A 21,360-nucleotide genomic window follows, 5' to 3' on the forward strand; every position below is an offset into this window, starting at 1 on the left:
GCGGTGAGCACGCGTGCGACAGACCGCCCTCCCTCGGGATCGGGGCGGTCTTCGTGTTTCCGGCGGCCGCTCCGGACCTTCGATCACTGACGGAAGTACTTCGATGACCGGGCCCGACCCCTCCTCCTTGATCCACGACCTCCTCACCGGCAGTGCGCCGTTCGCGCTCATCGCCCGCGACGACGCGACCGTCGAGCTGCTCACCGGCACCGTCGTCGATGTCGAGCTGCTGGCCGACATCCCGCTCGTCGACGTCGACGGCGTCCCGCGCGAGGTGCTCGCGCTCGTCCCCTTCCGGCAGGTGCGCGAGCGCGGCCTCGTCTGTCACGACGACGGCGCACCGCTGCGCTGCCTCGTGATCGACGAGCGGATGCCGCTCCCCCGCGCCGAGGTTTTGGCATCCCTGCCCGCCACCCCGGTCGCCCTGGAGGGGGCCGGGTTCGACATCGACGACGAAGCGTACGCCGACATCGTCCGCCGGGTGATCGCCGACGAGATCGGGCGCGGCGAGGGGGCGAACTTCGTCATCCGTCGCGATTTCGTCGCCGGGGTCGACGCCGATCCGCGCGAGGCCGCCCTGACGTGGTTCCGCGCGCTGCTCGAGCACGAGAAGGGCGCCTACTGGACGTTCGCGGTCGTGACGCCGGGCCACGTCGCCGTGGGGGCGAGCCCCGAGGCGCACGTCAGCGCCCGCGACGGCATCGTGACGATGAACCCCATCTCCGGCACGTTCCGCCACCCGCAGGGCGGCGCGACGGCCGAGACGCTCGCGGAGTTCCTGCGTTCGACCAAGGAGACCGAGGAGCTCTTCATGGTCGTCGACGAGGAGCTGAAGATGATGAGCGCCGTGTGCAGCGACGGCGGTCGCATCACCGGACCCCATCTGAAAGAGATGTCGCGCCTGACGCACACCGAGTACATGCTGCGGGGCCGGAGCACTCTCGACCCGCGCGACATCCTGCGCGAGACGATGTTCGCTCCCACCGTCACCGGCTCGCCGATGCAGAACGCGTGCACGGTGATCGCTCGGCACGAGACGACGCCGCGCGGCTACTACTCCGGCGTCGCCGCCCTCTTCACCCCGAACGGCGCCGCCGAGGGCCCGACGCACGACCTCGACGCCCCGATTCTCATCCGCACCGCCTACCTCGTCGACGGTCGCCTGCGCGTACCGGTCGGCGCCACGCTCGTGCGCCACTCCGACCCGTACGGCGAGGTCGGCGAGACGCACGGGAAGGCCGCCGGCGTGCTGGGCGCGATCGGCGCGATCCCGCGCGACGCGGCCCCCGCGGCCGACCCCGACGCCGATCCCGACGCGCCGGTCGCCCCGCGCCGCCCGCTCGCCGAGGATCCCGCGATCGCGGAGCTGCTGGCATCCCGCAACGACCGGCTCGCTCCGTTCTGGATGAACCCGCAGGACCCCGACGGTTCGGGTCCCTTCGCCGGGCTCACGGCGCTGGTGGTGGATGCCGAGGACCGCTTCACCACGATGCTCGCCCACCAGCTGCGCCACCTCGGGCTCGACGCCCGGATCGTGCACTGGTCGGAAGTGACGGATGCCGAGGTGGACGGGGCCGACCTCGTGGTCGCCGGCCCCGGTCCGGGCGACCCTCGGGATGACGCGAGCGACCGCATCTCCGCGATGCACCACGTCGTCTCCCGCCGGCTCTTCCGTCGCGCTCCCCTGCTCGCGGTGTGCTTGAGCCACCAGATCCTCGCCGACCAGCTGGGCATCGATCTCGCGCCCCTCGCGCAGCCGCACCAGGGTCTGCAGAAGAGCGTCGACGTGTTCGGCGAGGACGCGTCGATCGGGTTCTACAACACGTTCACGGCGCGGGTCGCCCCCGGAACGACCGAGCGCGGGATCACGTTCGGGTCGGTCACGGCCGTCGCCGAGCCGACCGACGCGGTGTCCATCCTGCCCGCGGGCGACCGCGACATTCCGGTCGAGGTCGCGGCGGATCCGGTCACCGGCGACGTCTACGCCCTGCGCGGCGAGCGCTTCTCCAGCGTCCAGGGCCACCTGGAGTCGATCCTGTCGCGCGACGGCATGCGCACCCTCGAGCGTCTCATCGCCGCCGCCCTCTGACGCCGGGAGTCCCGCCTCAGAAGAGCTGGATCGGGTTGAAGACGTCCGCGAGGAACAGGATGCCGCCCATCCCGACGAGCAGGATGACCACGACGAAGGTCACGGGCACGAGCTTGGTGGCATCCACCGGTCGCGCGACCTTGCCTCGCACGCGGGCGAACCAGCGCTTCAGTCCGTCCCACAGCGCGACGACGACGTGTCCGCCGTCCAACGGCAGGAGCGGGATCAGGTTGAACACGAACAGCGCGATGTTCAGCGACGCGAGAAGGGAGACGATCGCCTGCACGCGGGCGAGGATCGGGGCGTCGACCGCGGCGAACTCGCCGGCGAGGCGACCGGCGCCCACGACGCTCAGCGGACCGTTCGGGTCGCGCGGCTGGCCGGTGAACAGGTCGACCGCGGTGTCGTAGACGCGCACGGGCAGCTGGGTCATGATCTGCGCCACCTGGCCGACCTGCTGGATCGTCGCCTCGGGGCCGTACCAGATGGGCTGCGGCACGAGGGCGGACTGCGGGCTGAGGCCCGCGAAGCCGACCGTCTGATACTCGGGCGACCCGGCGGCATCCAGGACGGGACGCCCGGTGGCATCCGTCACGGCCCGGTTCGACGTCGCCGGAGTGACCGTCACCGTCTGCTGCGCACCGTCCCGTTCGATGACGACGGGCAGCGCCTGACCCGGCGAACGCTGGATGATCGCGGCCATCTCGTCGAACGTCGAGACCGGGGTGCCGTCGACCGAGACGATGACGTCACCGGGAAGGATGCCGGCGGCCGCCGCCGGGGCGACCGGGTCGGTCGAGGCGCAGTCGGTGCGGTTGTCGCTCGCGGGGATGACGCACTGCGAGACGGAGGCGACCGTCGTCGTTCCCTGTGTCACGCCGATGGCGCTCACGGCGATGGCCGACAGCACGAAGGCGAGGATCAGGTTCATCACCGGCCCGCCGAGCATGATGACGATGCGCTTCCAGACCGGCAGCTTGTAGAAGACGCGGTCGGTGCCCGCGATCATCGTCTCGGCGTTGGCGTCGCGCACGTCCTGGATCATCGTCGCGAACAGCCGCGAGCGACGCGTGGGCTGCGCATCGCCGTCGGGGGCGGGCGGGTACATGCCCGACATCGAGATGAATCCGCCGAGCGGAAGAAGCTTGAATCCGTACTCGGTCTCGCCGATACGGCGCGACCACAGCGTGGGGCCGAATCCGATCATGTACTGGCCGACGCGCACGCCGAACAGCTTCGCGGGCAGTAGGTGCCCGATCTCGTGCAGGGCGATCGAGACGGCCAGGCCGATCACGAGCACGAGCACGCCGATGAGGAAGGCGATCGCGGTCACCCGCCGACGATACCGCCACGGCCCTTGGAACCTCCCGTGCGCCGCCGATGCGGGGCCTGTGCGGGGTCGGATGAGACAATGGAGGGGATGCCGATCGACACGCCCTCCCATCTCCCGCCCGTCCTCCGGCCGGAGCACCCGCCGCGCCGCGACCTGTCGGAGCTGGCCCGCCGTTTCGGCGAGCGCAGCGTCGGCGACGTCGAGGGCACCGTCCTCACGGGCATCACCCTGGCCACGGCGGATCTGCGCGCCGGAGAGGCGTTCGTCGCGATCCGCGGCGTCAACCGACACGGTGCGGAGTTCGCCGCCGCTGCGGCCGAGCGTGGCGCCGTCGCGGTCATCACCGACGAGGCCGGCGCCGAGATCGCCGCGGACGCGGGAGTCCCGATCGTCGTGGTCGCCGATCCCCGCGCGCTCCTCGGCGACCTGTCCGCGTGGGTGTACGGCACCGGACCCGACGATGAGCTCCCGCAGTTGCTGGCGACGACCGGCACGAACGGCAAGACCAGCGTGTCGCATCTGCTGGAAGGCATCCTGGGTCAGCTCGGGGTCGTCACGGGACTGTCGTCCACGGCCGAGCGCCACATCGCCGGCGAGGTCATCGTGTCGCGCCTCACGACGCCCGAGGCCTCCGAGTTCCACGCGCTGCTGGCCCTCATGCGCGAGCGCGGGGTCCAGGCGGTCGCTGTCGAGGTGAGCGCGCAGGCCCTCACGCGACACCGCGTCGACGGGCTCCTGTTCGACGTCGCCGGCTTCACGAACCTCACGCACGACCACCTCGACGACTACGCCGACATGCGCGAGTACTTCGAGGCGAAGCTCCCGCTGTTCCGCGCGGATCGCTCGCGTCGGGGCGTCGTGTGCCTCGACTCCCCCGCGGGCGCCGAGATCGCGGCGCGTGCCGACATCCCCGTCGTCACGATCGTCACGCCCGCGATCGCCGCCGACCCGACGGCCGAGGCGGACTGGACGGTCGAGATCGTCGACGAGCGCCAGGACGGCACGGAGTTCACGCTCCGTGACCGTGACGGGCGTTCGCTGACGACCGTGGTCCCGGTGATCGGACGCCACATGGCGGCGAACGCGGGCCTGGCGATCGTCATGCTGCTCGAGGCCGGTCACACGTGGGAGTCGCTGACCGCAGCCCTCCACGGCGGCCGGATCGCGGCATCCCTCCCCGGACGCACGCAGCTGGTGTCGGGACCCGAGGGCCCCGCGGTGTACGTCGACTTCGGTCACTCCCCCGACGCGTTCGAGAAGACGCTCGCCGCGGTGCGACGCGTCACGCCCGGGCGCGTCGTGATGCTCTTCGGCGCCGACGGCGACCGCGACGCGACGAAGCGCCACGACATGGGCCGCACGGCCGTCGAGGGCAGCGACATCCTGATCGTCACCGACCATCACCCCCGGCACGAGAATCCGGATGCCATCCGGGAGGTGCTCGTCGAAGGGGCGCGCCGCGCGCAGCCCGACGCCGAGATCCACGAGTTCACCCCGCCCGAGCGCGCCATCCTCGAGGCCGTCGCACTCGTCGGGGAGGGCGACGCGATCCTGTGGGCCGGCCCCGGTCACCAGGACTACCGCGACATCCGCGGGGTGCGGACGCCCTACTCGGCCCGCGAGCTCTCCCGCCGCGCACTCCGCGCCGCCGGCTGGCCGGTGCCCGATCCGCAGTGGCCGGTGCCGTACCCGACCGACCGCACGCCGTCGTCCGACCCCGAGCGCCCGGTCGACTTCCCCGCCTGACCGCGACCCCGGCCGCGCGCGCTCGCGGCCCCCGGCCCCGCTGACTTCGGGCGCGCGCGCGTCAGCGCGCGGCGATGACCGCGTCGGCCGTTCGGCGCGCCCACGCCTCCGCCTCGGCGAGGGATTCCCGCGTCAGCGCGTCGGGGGCTTCGTGCCGCTCCACCACGCGTTCGATGACCTCGACGATGTCGAGGAAGCTCAGACGCCCCTCGTGGAACGCGTCCACCGCCTGCTCGTTCGCGGCGTTGAACACCGCGGGGTACGTGCGCCCCGCGCGCCCGACGCGCTTGGCGAGGGCGACCGAGCCGAAGGCCTTCTCGTCGAGGGGCTCGAACGTCCACTGCGTCGCGGTCGTCCAGTCGAGGGGGACGCCGACGCCCGCGATGCGGTGCGGCCAGTCCAGACCGAGCGAGATGGGCAGGCGCATGTCGGGGGGCGAGGCCTGCGCGATCGTCGACCCGTCGAGGAACTCCACCATCGAGTGGACGATCGACTGCGGGTGGACGACGACGTCGATGCGCTCGTAGGGCACGTCGAACAGCAGGTGCGCCTCGATGACTTCGAGACCCTTGTTGACCAGGGTCGCGGAGTTCGTCGTGACGACGCGCCCCATGTCCCACGTCGGGTGGGCGAGCGCCTGCGCCGGAGTCACCTCCGCCAACTCGTCGCGGGAGCGCCCGCGGAAAGGGCCACCGGATGCCGTGAGCACCAGCCGCCGGACCTCGTCCGGTTCCCCCGAGCGCAGCGCCTGAGCGATCGCGGAGTGCTCCGAATCGACGGGGACGATCTGCCCTGGCGCGGCCAGTCGCGTGACGAGGTCGCCGCCGACGATCAGCGACTCCTTGTTCGCCAGCGCGAGCGTGCGCCCCTCTTCCAGCGCCGCGAGAGTCGGCCCGAGACCGACCGATCCGGTGATGCCGTTGAGCACCACATCGGCCGCGATGTCACGGACGAGCTGTTCAGCCTCGACGGCTCCGAGGGCGACGGCGTCGACGCCGAACTCCGCCGCCTGCGCCTCGACGCCCGCGCGGTCGCTGCCCGCGGCGAGGCCGACGACCTCGAATCGATCGGAGTTGGCCCGGATGACGTCGAGGGCCTGGGTGCCGATCGAACCGGTGGAGCCGAGGATGACGACGCGACGCATCCGCTCAGCCTACTGAGCGGCGGCCTCCGCGTGCTGGACGCCGAGGATGTCGATGACGAACACCAGCGGCGCATTGGCGGGGATGCTGCCCTGGCCGGATTCTCCGTATCCGTCGGATGCCGGCATCACGACCAGGACCTGGGAGCCCACGGTCTGCCCCTCGAGCGCCTTCTGGAAACCGGGCACGACGCCGGTCGTGGCGAACTGCGCGGGCGTGCCGCTGGTCCAGCTGGAGTCGAAGACCGTGCCGTCGTCGTACAGCGCGCCGGTGTACTGGACGATGACCTGGTCGCCGGAGTTCACCACGTCGCCGTCGCCCTGGCGCAGGTTGACCACGCGCGTCTCGGTCGGTGCCGGGGCGTCGGGCATCGTGATGGTCGGGGCGCCCGTGTCGTCGAACGTCACCGTGGGCATGCCCTCGGCGGGCGCGACCTCGGTGCCGGTGGCACGGGTCGGGAGCTCTTCGATCGCATCGGCGACGAGAAGGAAGGCGGGCGATCCCTCGCCCAGCACGCCGGCGGGGAAGGCCGAGACCGTGCGCGAACCGATGGTGGCGCACTCGAGCGCCGCACCGAAGATCTGCTGCGAGGAGATGAGGGTGTCCATCCCCTCGGGAGCCGTGGTCTGGGTCTCCAGCTGCACCTCACCGGTGGCGGCATCAACGAGGGTGAAGTTGGCCTTCAGGACGTCCCCGGCGCGCACCTGCTGGCCGGAACCGTCGACGAGCGTGGTGCGCTCGAGTCCTGCGGGCGTGTACCCGTCCGGGATCGTGACGGCGACCTTGCCCTGGAAATCGCCCGTCACCTGGACGTCGCTCGACACCTCACCCTGGGACAGGGCGCTCTGGCAGGTTCCCGCGTCGGCGGAACCACTGGCATCCGGGGTCGGGCTGTCGGGGGACGAACCCGTGCACCCCGCCAGGAGGAGCACCGCGGCAGCGGCGACGGACAGGGAAGCGATCGGGCGGATGCGCACGGCAGACCTCTCGGAGACGACGGGAACCGACCCATCATCCCCCATGCGGCTTTGGCGCCGCTGAGAGCCCCATGCACGGGGACGCATGCGGCGCGCAGTAGCCTCGACGAGTGAGTTCCGACGAACCGGGCGGCACCCCCACCGTCCCACCGAAGCAGATGGGCGCGGCCTACGGGCTCGGGCGCTTCTTCATCGCCCCGCTCGCCCGGGCCGTGTACCGTCCCCGGGTCGAGGGGCGGGAAAACGTCCCGCGGACCGGCCCGGTGATCTTCGCCAGCAACCACCTGTCGTTCATCGACTCGATCGCGATCCCCGTGGCCTCGCCGCGCCCCGTGCACTTCCTCGCGAAGTCGGCGTACTTCGAGAAGTGGGCATCGCGTCAGTTCTTCACCGCCATCGGCGCGATCCCGGTCGAGCGCGGCGCCGGACAGGCTGCTCTCGACGCCCTCGACCAGCAGCGTGCGCTGCTCGAGGACGGGCGCGCGGTGGCGCTCTACCCCGAGGGCACGCGCTCGCTCGACGGTCGCCTCTACAAAGGCCGGACGGGCGTGGCTTTCCTCGCGCTGCAGACCGGCGCCCCGGTCGTCCCCGTCGGCCTGATCGGCACCGACAAGGTCATGCCGGTCGGAGCCAAGGTCCCCTCCACGAAGGAACGGATCACCGTCCGCTTCGGCGAGGCGCTCGACCTGTCCCCCCATGGCGCGGCCTCCTCCGGCCGGGCACGACGCGGAGCGACCGACGAGATCATGTCGGCCATCCACGCCCTCAGCGAGCAGGAACTGGCCAACGCCTACAACGAGGTCCCCGCGCAGAATCCGATCGACAGGATCAAGCAGGTCCTCCCGCACGAGCGCATCTGAGCGGACGCCCTTGACGTGGCGGCCCGCGGCGAGCAGGGTCTGAAGGGGCGGGCCCGAACCCGCCGCAGCCACGACGAGGAGGCACCCGTGAAGAAGTTCGTGAACGACCCGGCCGACGTGCTGGCGGAGGCCCTGCGCGGCATCCACGCCGCTCATCCGGAGCTTCGCATCGACACCGAGAACCGCGTGATCCTGCGCGGTGAGCCCACGCGTGAGGGCAAGGTCGCCCTGGTCTCGGGCGGCGGATCGGGGCACGAACCGCTCCACGGCGGGTTCGTCGGCCGCGGGATGCTGGACGCCGCGGCCGCCGGCGAGGTGTTCACCTCGCCCACGCCCGATCAGGTGCTCGCGGCGACGCAGGCCGTCGACTCCGGAGCCGGCGTCCTCCACATCGTGAAGAACTACACCGGCGACGTGCTGAACTTCGAGATGGCCGCGGAACTCGCCGCCGCCGAGGGCGTACGCGTCGAGTCGGTCGTGGTCGCCGACGACGTCGCGGTGCAGGACTCCACGTGGACCGCGGGTCGCCGCGGCACCGGGACGACCGTGATCCTGGAGAAGATCGTCGGAGCGCTCGCCGAGGAGGGCGCCGACCTCGACGCGGTCGCGGCACTGGCCCGGCGCGTGTCCGAGTCGGGACGCTCGATGGGCGTCGCGCTCACCAGCTGCACCGTCCCCGCGGTCGGCCACCCGACCTTCGAGCTGCCCGAGGACGAGATGGAGGTGGGCGTCGGCATCCACGGCGAACCCGGCCGGACCCGCGTCAAGCTCGCCACCGCGCACGAGATCGCGAAGCTCATGGTCGACCCGATCGTGCACGACTTCGGCGAGGCCGTCGGGCCCGCGATCGTGCTGCTGTCGGGCCTGGGCGGCACCCCGCTCATCGAGCAGTACCTCCTGTACGGCGAGATCGCCCCGCTGCTCGCGGAGGCCGGGGTCGACGTCCAGCGCGTCCTGGTCGGCGACTACATCACGAGCCTCGACATGGCGGGCGCGTCGCTGACGGTCGTCAAGGCCGACGACGAGTTCCTGCGCCTGTGGGACGCCCCGGTGGTCACCCCCGGCCTCCGGTGGGGCGCATGAGCGGGGCCGTCTCGACCGACGACCTCGTCGCCTGGATCCGCGCGTTCCGCGACGCCGTACAGCAGCACCGCGACGAGCTCACCGCTCTGGACTCCGCCATCGGCGACGCCGACCACGGATCGAACATGGCCCGCGGCCTCGATGCCGTGGTGGCCAAGCTCGAGGCTTCGCCCGCTTCCGCCGCCGATCTCTTTAAGACCGTGGGCATGACCCTGGTCTCGTCGGTCGGTGGAGCGAGCGGGCCGTTGTACGGCACGTTCTTCCTGCGGATGGGGCCGGCTCTCGCGGAGGGGACGGATGCCGCCTCCCTCGGCGCGGCTCTCCGGGCCGGCGCCGAGGGCGTGGTCGCCCGCGGCAAGGCCGAGCCCGGCGACAAGACGATGGTCGATGCCCAGCTCCCCGCCGTCACCGCGTGGGACGACGCCGTCGCCGCCGGCGCGGACGCCGCCGGCGCGGCTGCGGCCGCCGCGGAAGCGGCCGCGCGCGGCCGGGACGCCACCGAGCCCCTCGTGGCACGCAAGGGCCGCGCGAGCTACCTCGGCGAGCGCAGCGCGGGGCACGTCGACCCGGGAGCGGCATCCACGGCGCTCCTCTTCCAGACGCTGAGCGACACTCTGGCGGCACGGGGGTGATCGGTATCGTCGCGGTCTCGCACAGTCGTCCGCTGGCCGAGGCCGCCGTGGATCTGGCGCTGCGGATGGGCGGAGGCGACCCGCCCACCGTCCTGGTGGCGGCCGGCGGTCCGGACGGCGATCTCGGAACTGATGCCGCGGCGATCGCGGAGGCCCTGGATGCGGCGGATTCCGGCGACGGCGTCCTGGTTCTGATGGATCTGGGCTCCGCCCTCCTGAGCGCGGAGATGGCGCTCGAGTTCGCCACGGCACCGGATCGCGTGATCCTGAGCCCCGCCCCGTTCGTGGAGGGTCTGGTCAGCGCGGTCGTCACGGCCGCGGGCGGCGCGACGCTCGCGCAGGTGGCGGCCGAGGTCGCGGGGGCGGCCGAGGCGAAGCGCGTGCACCTCGGCGCGACGGAGGCGGCCGCTCCGGTACCGGAGCGCGAGAGCGCGCAGTCGGGCGGCGAGCTCTCGTTCGAGACGACGGTCGTCAATCCCTCCGGATTGCACGCCCGCCCCGCCGCGACGTTCGTGAAGGCCGCCTCCCGGTTCGACGCCGATGTGCAGATCGCCGAGATCGGTGGCGAGACGCCCCCGGTATCGGCACGGAGCCTCCTCGCACTGATGGCCCTCGGCGTCCGCCAGGGCGCACGGGTGAGGGTGACCGCCACCGGCGCCCAGGCGGCCGAGGCGCTCGAGGAGCTGCGAACACTGATCGACGACGGATTCGGCGAGGTGTGACGCGCCCGGCGTCCCTCAGCGGGTGACGCTGAGCAGGCGCCGGGCCAGGGCCTCTTCGACGACGAGCTCGGTGACCAGTCCCGCCGCGAGCGCTCCGCGGAGCGCCGTCAGCTTGGACAGGCTGGACACCACGCAGAACCGGCGCGGGATGCGGCGCACGGTGTCGAGGTCGGGACCGCTGGACCGGGCGTTGAGTTCGGGGATGTCCCACGAGCCGTCGACACGGTAGAACACCGTCGCGCAGTCGCCGACGACGCCCTCCCGCTCGATGATCGCGCGGTCGCGCTCGTCGAAATAGTCGCCGCTGTAGACGTGCGAGGGGACCTCGGCGTGCGGGGAGCCGAGCCCGAAGACGAACAGGCCCACGCGCTGCTGGATCTCCAGGACCGACCGAACCGACCGCTCCCTCCACATGGCCTGCTTGGTGCGGGGATCGTCGAACAGCGCCGGCACCGGGAATTGGTGCACGGACGACGACCACGCCGCCCCCAGGCGGGAGAGGATCTCCCCCGCGTAGGGGATGCCGGAGGTGCGCAGGTTCGCGGCCCCGTTCATCTGCACGATGTGGGTGTCGTGCACGTCCTTCGCCGGCACGTGCCGCGCGATGGCCGAGAGCGTGGATCCCCACGCGATGCCGATCGTCATGGAGGATTCGATGCGCTCGGCGAGGATGCGCGCGGCGGTCAGGGCGGTGCGCTCGAGACGCTCGGCCTCGGAGGTGCGCGCCGGAGTGGGCACGACGTGGGCGGTGATCCCGAAGCGATCGGCGATGCGCTGCGCCATCTGACCGCGCGCATCGTCGGGCGGGCTGATCGAGATCGTGACGAGCCCCACGTCCCGGGCGTGCTGCAGGAGTCGGGAGACGGAGGACCGCGAGACGCGCATCTCATGGGCGATGGCATCCATCGTGAGGTCCTGCATGTAGTACAGCTGCGCCGCGCGCAGCGCGTCGCGCGAGCGTTCTTCCGTCTGCGTCGTCATGGCCGGCCTTTCTGCGCTTGCCCATTCTGCACGTTTGTTCAAGGGGCTTGCAACAACGTGCACGGACGCGCATTCTTCTTCGGTACCCACAACGAAAGGTCGCAGTCGACATGTCGTCCCCCTCTTCTTCGCTCCGCGCCGACGTCCAGGCGCTCCGTGACGCCGAAGACCTCGACGTCCTCATCATCGGAGGGGGAATCAACGGCATCGCCACCCTCCGCGACCTCGCCCTGCAGGGCGTGAAGGTCGCCCTCGTCGAGCGCGGCGACTTCGTCTCCGGCGCATCCTCGGCCTCGAGCCACATGGTCCACGGCGGCATCCGCTACCTCGAGAACGGCGAGTTCCGCCTCGTGAAGGAAGCGGTCACCGAGCGCAACGACCTCCTCAAGACCGCTCCCCACTACGTCAAGCCGCTCGAGACGACGATCCCGATCTACAAGACGTTCTCGGGCATCCTCTCGGCACCGTTCCGCCTCCTCGTGACCCACGGTCGCGGCAAGCCCAACGAGCGCGGTGCCCTGCTGATCAAGGTCGGCCTGATCATGTATGACACCTTCTCGCGCGACGGCGGCTCGGTTCCCCGTCACAGGTTCCTCGGCAAGAAGAAGTCGCTGGCGGAGCTGCCCCGGCTCAACCCCGACCTCGCCTACACCGCCACCTACTTCGACGCCTCGATGCACGACCCCGAGCGCATCGCGCTCGACGTGCTGCACGACGGCATCGTCGCCGGCGGCGGTCGCACGCAGGCCGTCAACTACGTCTCGGCCGTCGGTGCCGACGAGAACGGCGTCCGGGTGCGCGACGAGGTCTCCGGCGAGGAGTTCAGCGTCAAGGCCAAGGTGATCCTCAACACCTCCGGCCCGTGGACCGACCTGACCAACGGCGCACTGGGTCTCACCACGCAGTTCATGGGGGGGACCAAGGGCTCGCACATCGTGCTCGACAACTCGGAACTCCTCGCCGCCACCGGTGGACGCGAGATCTTCTTCGAGCACTCCGACGGCCGCATCGTCCTGATCTACCCGCTGAAGGACCGCGTCCTGGTCGGAACGACCGACATCGACGCCGACCCCTCCCAGCCGGTGGTGTGCACCGACGACGAGATCGAGTACTTCTTCGACCTCATCGGACACGTCTTCCCGACCGTGCCGGTCGACCGCTCGCAGATCGTCTACACCTTCTCGGGCATCCGCCCGCTCCCCCGCCACGACGACACCGCCCCCGGCTTCGTCTCGCGCGACTACCGCATCGTCGACGACGAGATCGGCGGCATCCCGGCCATGAGCCTGGTCGGCGGCAAGTGGACCACGTTCCGCGCCCTCGCCGAGCACCTCAGTATGAAGGCGCTGCAGAGCCTCCGCCGTCCGCACCGGGTCAGCACCCAGGGCCTGCCCATCGGCGGCGGCAAGGGCTTCCCGACCACTCCCGAGGAGCGTCGCCGCTGGGTGTCGGCTCGCACGAATGCGCACTCGACCGCGGTCGTGGAGGCCATGCTGGAGCGCTACGGCACGCGCGCCGACGCGATCCTCGGCGTCCTGCCGGCGGAGCCCGCCGCCCTCGAGCACGCTCCCGGCTACTACCGCGAGGAACTCGTCTGGATCGCGGAGCACGAGCAGGTCGTCCACCTCATCGACGTGCTGCTGCGGCGCACGCACCTCGCCTTCGTCGGCGGGATGAGCGAGCGCACGCTGCGGGAGGTCGCCGAAGCGGTCGCCGGGCCGCTCGGATGGGATGCCGCCCGCGTCGACGACGAGATCGCGACGACCACCGAGGCGCTGCGGACCGCGCACCGCGTCGATCTGGCCGAGGCCGGGGTGGCGCGAATCTGAGAGAACGTGCGGGCGCGCCGTCTGTTGCGCGCCCGCACGGCGGTCGTAGGTTCAGAACAACCGAGCCGCTACATGCCCGAGCCGATGGCGGCCGGGCACAACAGAAAGGTCGATGACGACATGCAAGAAGTGAATCTGGGGCTGTACTTCCTCTCGGAGGTCGTCGGCACCGCCATGCTGATCCTGCTGGGTTGTGGCGTGGTGGCCAACGTGGCACTGGCCAAGACCAAGGGCAATGCCGGTGGATTCCTGATGGTCAACTGGGGCTGGGGTCTCGCCGTGTTCGCCGGTGTGATCGTGTCGGCGTACTCCGGCGCTCAGCTCAACCCCGCCGTCTCCATCGGGCTCCTCGTCGCGGGCAAGATCGGCTTCGTCCAGTTCCTCGTCGCGGTCGCCGCGCAGCTGGTCGGCGCCATCATCGGTGCCGTCCTGGCCTGGGCCTCCTACAAGCAGCACTTCGACGACGAGCCCGACCCCGCCGCCAAGCTGGGCGTGTTCTCCACCGGTCCCGCCATCCGTTCGTACGGCTGGAACCTGGTCACCGAGATCATCGCGACCTTCGTCCTGGTCTTCGTGATCTTCGGATTCGCCGACTACGGCGTCGCCGACATCGGCGTCCCCGGCGGCATCGGCGGGCTCGCCGCCGTCCCGGTGGCGCTGCTCGTGGTGGGTATCGGCGCGTCCCTCGGTGGCCCGACCGGTTACGCGATCAACCCCGCCCGTGACCTCGGACCTCGCATCGCGCACGCGATCCTGCCCATCAAGGGCAAGGGTTCGAGCGACTGGGGCTACTCGTGGGTGCCGGTCGTCGGCCCCCTCATCGGCGGTCTCCTCGCCGGTGTCCTCTCCCCGGTCCTGCTGCACCTCAGCAAGTGACCTCCCACGGGGGCGCCCTGTCGGCGCCCCCGTGCCCACCCCTTCCCTCCTCCGTTCCACCTCAACCCACCACTGACAAAGGAGTCCATCCATGGCCGACTACGTCCTCGCCATCGACCAGGGCACGACCTCGACGCGCGCGATGATCTTCAACAAGTCCGGGGGCGTCGTCGCCGTCGGTCAGAAGGAGCACGAGCAGATCTTCCCCAAGGCCGGGTGGGTCGAGCACGACCCGCTGGAGATCTGGCGCAACACGCAGGAAGTGATCGGTCTGGCCCTCAGCCGCGCCGACATCACCCGCCACGACATCGCCGCCGTCGGAATCACGAATCAGCGCGAGACCGCGGTGGTCTGGGACAAGAACACCGGAAAGCCGGTGTACAACGCGATCGTCTGGCAGGACACGCGCACCCAGTCGATCGTCGACCGTCTCGCCGACGGCGACACCGAGCGCTACAAGAGCATCGTCGGCCTGCCGCTGGCGACCTACTTCTCGGGCACCAAGATCGTGTGGATCCTCGAGAACGTCGACGGCGCACGCGAGAAGGCGGAGGCCGGCGACCTGCTGTTCGGCACCACCGACACCTGGGTGCTCTGGAACCTCACCGGCGGCATCGACGGCGGCGTCCACGCGACCGACGTCACCAACGCCAGCCGCACGCTGTTCATGGACCTCGAGACGCTCCAGTGGCGCGACGACATCCTCGCGGACTTCGGCGTCCCGAAGTCGATGCTCCCCGAGATCCGCTCCTCCTCCGAGGTCTACGGGCAGGTCGAGTCCTCCTCGCTCCTGCGCGAGACCCCCGTCGCCGGCATCCTGGGCGACCAGCAGGCCGCCACGTTCGGTCAGGCCGCCTTCGACCCGGGTGAGAGCAAGAACACCTACGGCACGGGCAACTTCCTGATCTTCCAGACGGGTGAGGAGATCGTCCACTCGGAGAACGGCCTGCTGACGACGCTGGGCTACAAGCTCGGCGACCAGCCCGCGCGCTACGCCCTCGAAGGGTCGATCGCCGTGACCGGATCGCTGATCCAGTGGCTGCGCGACCAGCTCGGCATCATCTCCTCGGCTCCCGAGGTCGAGGCGCTCGCGAGCTCGGTCGACGACAACGGCGGCGTGTACTTCGTGCCGGCGTTCTCGGGTCTGTTCGCTCCGTACTGGCGTCCGGACGCCCGCGGCGCGATCGTCGGGATGACGCGCTACGTCAACAAGGGGCACATCGCCCGCGCCGCCCTCGAGGCCACGGCCTTCCAGACGCGCGAGGTGCTCGACGCGGTCAACGCCGACTCCGGTGTCGACCTGACCGAGCTCAAGGTCGACGGCGGCATGACCGCCAACGACGCCCTGATGCAGTTCCAGGCCGACATCCTCGGTGTGCCGGTCGTCCGCCCGGTCGTCGCCGAGACGACGGCGCTGGGTGCCGCGTACGCGGCCGGTCTGGCCGTCGGCTTCTGGGACAACCTCGACGACCTCCGCGCCAACTGGCAGGAGGACAAGCGCTGGGAGCCCGACATGGACTCCGCCGAGCGCGACCGCGAGCTGCGCCTGTGGAAGAAGGCCGTCACCAAGTCCATGGACTGGGTCGACGACGACGTGCGCTGAGCGCCCCCGTCACAACGGAACCCCGTCGGCTCGCTGCCGGCGGGGTTCCGTCGTTCCCGGGAGTTCCGGCATCCGGATGCCGAGGCTCACCGACCGCGCTTGGGGAACGCCGCTCGCACGGCATCGGACTGCAGGTAGTCCGAGACGCCGATGAGGAGGATCGCGAAGAGGATCTGCTCGGTGACGACCCAGAACGGGTACAGGCCCGGGATCGCGGCCAGGACGAGGGCGACGACCGGGAAGATCCGGCTGAACAGCTGGAGGCGCCGGAACGCCCAGTACCAGCCCGCCCGCGCCCGCCAGAGGAAGTAGAAGAGGGTCGTCGTGATGCCGAGCACGACGAGGCACCGCATCCACACGGCGAACCCGACGTCGTCCCCGCCGATCGTCATGACCGCGGCGACGACGACGGTTGCCACACCCAGGAGGAATCCGGCGGCGAGGAGGAGCGTGATCGCCCGGAAGGCGCGGCGGACCCGCGGATCGTCCGACGCGGGGACACGATGGTCGGCCTGTCGTCCGCCCGCGAGGCGGTCGAGGCGTCGCAGGGCGGGTTCGAGCTGCATGGCCCCACTGTACGACGCGCGAAGCGTCAGGCCGCGGTGACCACCGGCTCGTGACGCACCGGGAAGTTCACCGAGTTGGCGATGAAACACCACTCGCGCGCCTGCCGGTGGGCTGCGACCGCGGCGGCGACCATCGACTCGTCGGCGACGACGACGCGGGGACGCAGCAGGACGTCGGTGAACGCTCCTCCGCCCTTGCCGTCCTCCACCATCGTCCCGGTCGCGTCGTCGCTGTAGGAGACCACCACCACTCCCGTGGTCACGCAGGCATGCAGGTACGACAGGAGGTGGCACTCGCTGAGGGCGCCCAGGAGCAGCTCTTCCGGGTTCCACTTCGCCGGGTCGCCGCGGAACGGCTTGTCCGCGGACGCCTCCAGCAGCGGCTTGCCGTCGACCTCGAGCGAGACCGAGCGGTCGTAGTCCCGGTATCCGCTCGTGCCGCTCCCCCGGTCGCCGGTCCACGTGGCGTGCAGGCGGTACTGGTGCTCTCCGATCATGGTGTCCATCCTGCCCCCTCCCGTGTCGTCCGGAGCCGCCGGATACGATGGACGGATGCCTCTCACAGCCCCGGATGCCGTCGAACTCGCCGTCGTCGAGCGCAACGGATTCATCGAGTCGCGCCACCACGGCGTCGCCGTGGTGCTCTCCCCCGACGGGTCGGAGCATCTCGCTCTGGGCGACCCCTCGGCCCTGTTCCTCCCCCGCTCGAGCATGAAGCCCCTGCAGGCCCTCGCGTGCCTGTCCGCGGGTGCGGAACTGAGCGGAGAACGCCTCGCGCTGTCGATGGCGAGCCACTGCGGCACGGACCGCCATGTCGAGGTGGCCCGCGGCATCCTGCAGTCGGCCGGCCTCACCGAGGACGACCTGGGCTGCCCCGCGGCCTGGCCGAGCGACCCGCAGACCCGCGACGAACTGGTGCGCGACCACGGGGTGCCGTCGCCGCTGCGCATGAACTGCTCCGGCAAGCACGCGGCCATGCTGCTGACGTGCGTCACCAACGGCTGGTCCACGGCGGACTACCTCGACCCGCAGCACCCGCTGCAGGTCCACATCCGCGAGGTCATCGAGCGTCTGGTCGGCGAGCGCCTGACCACGACCGCGATCGACGGGTGCGGCGCACCCGTCTACGCCATGACCCTCACCGGACTCGCCCGTGCCATCCAGCGCATCGCAACCTCCTCGGAGCGGTCACCGTTTGCGCTGCACCGCAGCGCCGGCGCCCTGGTGCGCGCGGTCCGGGAGAACCCCTGGACGATCGACGGGCCGGGCCGGGCCGACACCGTGGCGATTGAGCGACTCGGCGTCTTCGCCAAGATGGGCGCCGAGGGCGTGCAGGTCATGACGGCGCAGGACGGCACCACCGTCGCGCTGAAGATGCTCGACGGGTCGAACCGGGCGGGGCACGCCGTGGCCCTGCGGCTTCTCGAGCGCGCGGGCGCACTGGAAGCCTCCGCGGTCGCCGACACGCTCGCGGCGCTGCCGCTCGGCGTCCTCGGCGGGGGTCAGCCGGTCGGAGCGATCCGCGCCGCAGTCTGACGCGGAACCGCGCTGACGGACGGCGACCTGGTCGCACGCGCGGCCGCGCCGGGCGCCCCCCGAGGAGGCGACCGGCGCGACGTGGATCAGATGCCGCCGTCGACCGACCGCGGGTAGGCGATCGGCTCCTCGGGCACGAGCACCTCGGTCTCGCGGTTCAGGCTCTCCCCTCGGAAGAACGGCTTCGACCGCGGGAAGGCGTACCAGAGCACCATCAGCACGACGCCGATCGCGAGCGAGCCGATTCCCAGCACGAACGTCCCGCCGATCCCGAACAGTACCGTGTTGCCGTACTCGGGGTCCCACATGTCGATCGCGGACTGCACGAACGCGTACGTGAGCATGAGCGCGCCCAGCAGGGGCAGGATGCCGCGGTAGAAAAGGTTCTTGGCCGAGGTGAACAGGTCGCGGCGGAAGTACCAGACGCAGGCATAGCCGGTGATCGCGTAGTAGAACGCGATCGCCAGCCCGAGCGACAGGATCGAGTCCTGCAGGATGTTGTCGCTGATGAGGGTCATGCCGACGTAGTAGACGCTCGCGACGATCCCCATGACGAGCGTCGAGAACGACGGCGTCTGGAAGCGCGGGTGCACCGTGCTGAATCGCTTCGGAAGCGCCTTGTAGGCCGCCATCGCCAGCGTGCCGCGAGCGGTCGGGAGGATCGTGGTCTGCGTCGACGACACGGCCGAGATCAGCACGGCCACGATGAGGATCCATCCGAAGGGGCCGAAGAGACCGTCCTTGAGCGCGAGGAACACGTCGTCGGCGTTGTCGACGTTGGCCAGTCCCGTCCCGTCCTCACCCACGCCCGCGTACATCATCGCCGCGACCGTGACCGCGACGTAGGTGCCGAGCAGGATGACGGTGGTCAGCAGGGCCGCGCGTCCCGGGATGCGCTTGGGGTCCTTGGTCTCCTCGTTGAGGGCGAGACACGTGTCCCACCCCCAGTAGATGAACAGCGCCAGCAGCACGGCCTCGGTGAACCCGCTCCAGTCGGTGAAGCCGAGCGGATTGAACCAGGCCAGGTCGAACGGCGTCGGGTTCGGGGCCGTTCCGTCGAAGAACTTCCACAGCGCGACGATGACGAACAGCGCCAGCACGAGGTACTGCACGCCCAAAAGGATGTTCTGGATGCGCTCGCCGATCTCCACGCCGCGGTAGCTCACCCAGGTCATGGCGGCGATGAATGCGACACCGGTCGCGGTCACCAGCGGGACGTTCTCGGCGAGCGAGCCGTCGCCGATGAGGGTCCAGAGGTAGATGCCGGCGATCTGCGCGAGGTTCGCCAGCACGACCATGCCGGCCACGGCGACGCCCCATCCGCCCATCCAGCCGACCCACGGACCGAATGCCTTGGTCCCCCACGTGAAGGTCGTGCCGCAGTCGGGGACGTCGTTGTTCAGCTCGCGATACGCGAAGGCGATGAACAGCATCGGGATGAAGGCGATGATGAAGGCGATGGGGGCCGAGGCTCCCACAGCGAGGACGACGAAGCCCAGGGTGGCGACGAGCGAGTACACCGGCGCGGTGGAGGCGAGACCGATGACGGTCGATCCCCAGAGGCCGAGAGTACCCGCGGCGAGGCCCTTGCCGGCCGTCCGTTCGGGTGCGGTGGTCATCTGCTGAACGTAGGAGTCAGCAGGCCCCCGGGTCAAGCACCGCGCTCAGGCGGCGCGTCGGGCCACGTCGAGCACGACGATGGTGATGTTGTCGCGGCCGCCGTTCTCGAGCGCCGCCGCCATCATGGCCTCGACCGCGTCGGCGGGGTCGGGGTTGGCCTCGAGGAAGTGACGGATGCCGAAGTCGGTGAGTTCCTTCGTCAGACCGTCCGAGCAGATGACGAAGCGGTCGCCGTCGAGCACCTCGAGTCGGAGGTAGTCGGGTTTCACGCTGTCGCTCGGGCCGACGGCACGCGTGATCACGTTGCCGTACGGGTGGTTCTCGGCTTCCTCGGGGCTCAGACGGCCCGCGGCGATGAGCTCCTGCACGACGGAGTGGTCGGTGGTGATCTGCACGATGTCGTCGTCGCGCAGCAGGTAGACGCGCGAGTCTCCGATGTTCAATGTCACCCAGTGGGGCTCGTCTCCCCCGGCCTCGAGGTAGAGGCCCGTGAGGGTCGTCCCCGTTCCCTCGTCGGTGGTCTCGGGGTGGGCGACGATGTCCTTCACGGCGCGGGAAAGCGCCTTCTCGATGTTCTTCGGCGACACGATGCCGCTCTCGACGACGGCGCGGAGGCGGTCGACGGTGCTGGCGCTGGCGATCTCACCGCCGAGGTGGCCGCCCATGCCGTCGGCGACGACGAACAGGGGGAACTCGGCGAGCAGCGCATCCTGATTCACCTCACGGCGCTTGCCGGTGTCGGTGGTCGCCGCCCAGGAGAGATCGAGTGCGCCGCCCGTCAGGGGAACGGTGCGCGTGTGCGTGGTCACCTCGGGCACGAAAAGATCCTCCGGTTGGCCGACATCTCCGCCGGCGGAACCGCGCGGCCCTGTCATCCTAGTCGACCGCCGGACGGTGCCCACGGATGCCACGGGCGCGGCGTTCCCGGGGGAAACGATGACGAGCTCCCCGCGACGGACGCGGGGAGCTCGTCATCGTGTGCGTGTCAGACCTGCGGGCCCGCCGGGGGCGGGGGCGTCGGACCGGCCGGGGGTGCCGGCGGGGGCGGCGTCGTGCCCGCAGCGGGCGGCGCCTGCGGCGGCGCGTAGGGCTGGGCCGGCGGCGCGTAGCCCGCGGGAGCGCCGGGGCCGGCGGCAGGAGCTGCCGGCACCGGCTGACCGGGCTGCACGGGGACACCGTTCCACACCGTCTTGTCCGCGAGGAACGAGTTCGCCCACGGCGAGGGCTGGATGTTCGGGTTCCACGGGTTGCTGCCGAACGCCAGGATGCCGAGCCAGATCCACTGTCCGAGCGGGCCGAGGATGAACAGCAGGAGGATCGGCCACTCGCGACCGAACTTGGCGTTGACCCGGTAGGCGACCATGATCAGCGCGACGAACAGAGCCAGACCGGACAGGTACTGGAGGATCGGGATGACCGAGGCGACCACGAGGGCGAGGATCACCCACGGCGAGAGGTCGCCGAGCTTGGCCAGCACCAGGTAGTTGTAGACCGGCACCCAGGCGCGCCACTTGCCCTGCACGCCCGCCTTCTCGAAGACCTTCGACAGCAGGAACGCGCTGATGAGGTAGCCGACGATGGCGAACAGGAAACCGAACAGGGCAAGGATCAGGAAGGCGGCGGCCGACGCGGCATCGCTGGCGCCGTAATCGTTGTAAGCCAGATGGATCATGGTGACGAAGTTCCTCTCGGGCCGGATGCGAGCTGGCGCTCGTATCAGCGACGGGTGTCTCCCGCGTACGTCATGCTAGCGAAGCTGAGTGTT

General features: G+C 70.6%; 19 protein-coding genes. 10 read left to right on the forward strand and 9 right to left on the reverse strand.

Features of this window, described 5'->3' with window-relative positions:
* Positions 1-103 precede the first annotated feature (103 nt).
* A complete protein-coding gene (locus tag CSIV_RS04580; protein WP_077050235.1) occupies positions 104-2,089 on the forward strand; it encodes an anthranilate synthase family protein in 1,986 nt (661 codons plus the stop codon).
* A 16-nt stretch (positions 2,090-2,105) separates the two neighbouring features.
* Here the strand turns inward: CSIV_RS04580 and CSIV_RS04585 are convergent, their stop codons facing one another.
* Positions 2,106-3,422 (reverse strand): M50 family metallopeptidase, encoded by a 1,317-nt coding sequence (locus tag CSIV_RS04585; protein WP_077050236.1) that lies wholly within the window; start codon positions 3,420-3,422, stop codon positions 2,106-2,108.
* Between the two features lie 87 nt (positions 3,423-3,509).
* Here CSIV_RS04585 and CSIV_RS04590 point away from each other — a divergent pair, with 87 nt between their 5' ends.
* Complete coding sequence (locus CSIV_RS04590) at positions 3,510-5,168, forward strand: Mur ligase family protein (RefSeq protein WP_077050237.1); 1,659 nt, start codon at positions 3,510-3,512, stop codon at positions 5,166-5,168.
* Between the two features lie 61 nt (positions 5,169-5,229).
* Here CSIV_RS04590 and dxr read toward each other — a convergent pair whose 3' ends face one another.
* Both dxr and CSIV_RS04600 read right to left on the reverse strand, forming a co-directional pair.
* Positions 5,230-6,312, reverse strand: a complete 1,083-nt coding sequence (dxr, locus tag CSIV_RS04595; protein WP_077050238.1) for a 1-deoxy-D-xylulose-5-phosphate reductoisomerase — start codon at positions 6,310-6,312, stop codon at positions 5,230-5,232.
* A 9-nt stretch (positions 6,313-6,321) separates the two neighbouring features.
* Positions 6,322-7,287 (reverse strand): FKBP-type peptidyl-prolyl cis-trans isomerase, encoded by a 966-nt coding sequence (locus CSIV_RS04600; protein WP_077050239.1) that lies wholly within the window; start codon positions 7,285-7,287, stop codon positions 6,322-6,324.
* Positions 7,288-7,445: 158 nt separating this feature from the next.
* On the opposite strand from CSIV_RS04600, the gene CSIV_RS04605 reads away from it, so the two are divergent.
* The 4 genes from CSIV_RS04605 (at position 7,446) to dhaM (ending at position 10,584) form a co-directional block, all read left to right on the forward strand.
* Positions 7,446-8,147 carry a lysophospholipid acyltransferase family protein gene (locus tag CSIV_RS04605; RefSeq protein ID WP_238592343.1) on the forward strand — a complete coding sequence of 234 codons (702 nt, stop codon included), beginning with the start codon at positions 7,446-7,448 and terminating at the stop codon, positions 8,145-8,147.
* An 87-nt stretch (positions 8,148-8,234) separates the two neighbouring features.
* Positions 8,235-9,230, forward strand: a complete 996-nt coding sequence (dhaK, locus tag CSIV_RS04610; RefSeq protein ID WP_077050619.1) for a dihydroxyacetone kinase subunit DhaK — start codon at positions 8,235-8,237, stop codon at positions 9,228-9,230.
* Positions 9,227-9,862, forward strand: coding sequence for a dihydroxyacetone kinase subunit DhaL (gene dhaL / locus CSIV_RS04615; protein ID WP_077050620.1), 636 nt, complete (start codon positions 9,227-9,229; stop codon positions 9,860-9,862). Before dhaK ends, dhaL begins: the two co-directional genes overlap by 4 nt.
* Positions 9,859-10,584, forward strand: coding sequence for a dihydroxyacetone kinase phosphoryl donor subunit DhaM (gene dhaM, locus CSIV_RS04620; RefSeq protein WP_077050241.1), 726 nt, complete (start codon positions 9,859-9,861; stop codon positions 10,582-10,584). Before dhaL ends, dhaM begins: the two co-directional genes overlap by 4 nt.
* A 15-nt stretch (positions 10,585-10,599) precedes the next feature.
* Here the strand turns inward: dhaM and CSIV_RS04625 are convergent, their stop codons facing one another.
* On the reverse strand, positions 10,600-11,565 hold the full coding sequence (locus CSIV_RS04625) for a sugar-binding transcriptional regulator (protein ID WP_077050242.1): 966 nt from the start codon (positions 11,563-11,565) through the stop codon (positions 10,600-10,602).
* A 110-nt stretch (positions 11,566-11,675) separates the two neighbouring features.
* Between CSIV_RS04625 and CSIV_RS04630 the strand changes: the two genes are divergently transcribed.
* From CSIV_RS04630 to glpK, 3 genes are all read left to right on the forward strand, one after another.
* The gene (locus CSIV_RS04630) at positions 11,676-13,394 is read left to right on the forward strand and encodes a glycerol-3-phosphate dehydrogenase/oxidase (RefSeq protein WP_077050243.1); all 1,719 of its coding nucleotides are present in this window, start codon (positions 11,676-11,678) and stop codon (positions 13,392-13,394) included.
* A gap of 120 nt (positions 13,395-13,514) precedes the next feature.
* Entirely contained in the window at positions 13,515-14,270 is a 756-nt protein-coding gene (locus CSIV_RS04635; protein ID WP_077050621.1) for an MIP/aquaporin family protein, read from the forward strand.
* A gap of 91 nt (positions 14,271-14,361) precedes the next feature.
* Positions 14,362-15,873: a glycerol kinase GlpK gene (gene glpK, locus CSIV_RS04640; protein WP_077050244.1), complete on the forward strand. Its 1,512-nt coding sequence runs from the start codon at positions 14,362-14,364 to the stop codon at positions 15,871-15,873.
* A gap of 86 nt (positions 15,874-15,959) precedes the next feature.
* Here the strand turns inward: glpK and CSIV_RS04645 are convergent, their stop codons facing one another.
* Positions 15,960-16,439, reverse strand: coding sequence for a hypothetical protein (locus tag CSIV_RS04645; protein ID WP_077050245.1), 480 nt, complete (start codon positions 16,437-16,439; stop codon positions 15,960-15,962).
* A gap of 26 nt (positions 16,440-16,465) precedes the next feature.
* Positions 16,466-16,936 (reverse strand): OsmC family protein, encoded by a 471-nt coding sequence (locus CSIV_RS04650; protein ID WP_077050246.1) that lies wholly within the window; start codon positions 16,934-16,936, stop codon positions 16,466-16,468.
* Between the two features lie 55 nt (positions 16,937-16,991).
* On the opposite strand from CSIV_RS04650, the gene CSIV_RS04655 reads away from it, so the two are divergent.
* Positions 16,992-17,975 (forward strand): asparaginase, encoded by a 984-nt coding sequence (locus tag CSIV_RS04655; RefSeq protein WP_077050247.1) that lies wholly within the window; start codon positions 16,992-16,994, stop codon positions 17,973-17,975.
* Between the two features lie 86 nt (positions 17,976-18,061).
* Here CSIV_RS04655 and CSIV_RS04660 read toward each other — a convergent pair whose 3' ends face one another.
* The 3 genes from CSIV_RS04660 to CSIV_RS04670 form a co-directional block, all read right to left on the reverse strand.
* Complete coding sequence (locus CSIV_RS04660) at positions 18,062-19,594, reverse strand: APC family permease (RefSeq protein ID WP_077050248.1); 1,533 nt, start codon at positions 19,592-19,594, stop codon at positions 18,062-18,064.
* A 45-nt stretch (positions 19,595-19,639) separates the two neighbouring features.
* Entirely contained in the window at positions 19,640-20,413 is a 774-nt protein-coding gene (locus CSIV_RS04665; RefSeq protein ID WP_077050249.1) for a PP2C family protein-serine/threonine phosphatase, read from the reverse strand.
* A gap of 167 nt (positions 20,414-20,580) precedes the next feature.
* Positions 20,581-21,267: a DUF5684 domain-containing protein gene (locus CSIV_RS04670; RefSeq protein ID WP_077050250.1), complete on the reverse strand. Its 687-nt coding sequence runs from the start codon at positions 21,265-21,267 to the stop codon at positions 20,581-20,583.
* Positions 21,268-21,360 lie beyond the last annotated feature (93 nt).

The sequence above is a fragment of the Microbacterium sp. CSI-V genome (genome assembly GCF_001984105.1).
Classification (GTDB): domain Bacteria; phylum Actinomycetota; class Actinomycetes; order Actinomycetales; family Microbacteriaceae; genus Microbacterium.

Coding starts and splice junctions, on each gene's coding strand:
- CSIV_RS04580 (WP_077050235.1), top strand. CDS start 104: ATGACCGGGCCCGACCCCTCCTCCTTGATCCACGACCTCCTCACCGGC.
- CSIV_RS04590 (WP_077050237.1), top strand. CDS start 3,510: ATGCCGATCGACACGCCCTCCCATCTCCCGCCCGTCCTCCGGCCGGAG.
- dxr (WP_077050238.1), bottom strand. CDS start 6,312: ATGCGTCGCGTCGTCATCCTCGGCTCCACCGGTTCGATCGGCACCCAG.
- CSIV_RS04605 (WP_238592343.1), top strand. CDS start 7,446: ATGGGCGCGGCCTACGGGCTCGGGCGCTTCTTCATCGCCCCGCTCGCC.
- dhaL (WP_077050620.1), top strand. CDS start 9,227: ATGAGCGGGGCCGTCTCGACCGACGACCTCGTCGCCTGGATCCGCGCG.
- CSIV_RS04625 (WP_077050242.1), bottom strand. CDS start 11,565: ATGACGACGCAGACGGAAGAACGCTCGCGCGACGCGCTGCGCGCGGCG.
- CSIV_RS04630 (WP_077050243.1), top strand. CDS start 11,676: ATGTCGTCCCCCTCTTCTTCGCTCCGCGCCGACGTCCAGGCGCTCCGT.
- CSIV_RS04635 (WP_077050621.1), top strand. CDS start 13,515: ATGCAAGAAGTGAATCTGGGGCTGTACTTCCTCTCGGAGGTCGTCGGC.
- glpK (WP_077050244.1), top strand. CDS start 14,362: ATGGCCGACTACGTCCTCGCCATCGACCAGGGCACGACCTCGACGCGC.
- CSIV_RS04645 (WP_077050245.1), bottom strand. CDS start 16,439: ATGCAGCTCGAACCCGCCCTGCGACGCCTCGACCGCCTCGCGGGCGGA.
- CSIV_RS04650 (WP_077050246.1), bottom strand. CDS start 16,936: ATGATCGGAGAGCACCAGTACCGCCTGCACGCCACGTGGACCGGCGAC.
- CSIV_RS04655 (WP_077050247.1), top strand. CDS start 16,992: ATGCCTCTCACAGCCCCGGATGCCGTCGAACTCGCCGTCGTCGAGCGC.
- CSIV_RS04660 (WP_077050248.1), bottom strand. CDS start 19,594: ATGACCACCGCACCCGAACGGACGGCCGGCAAGGGCCTCGCCGCGGGT.
- CSIV_RS04670 (WP_077050250.1), bottom strand. CDS start 21,267: ATGATCCATCTGGCTTACAACGATTACGGCGCCAGCGATGCCGCGTCG.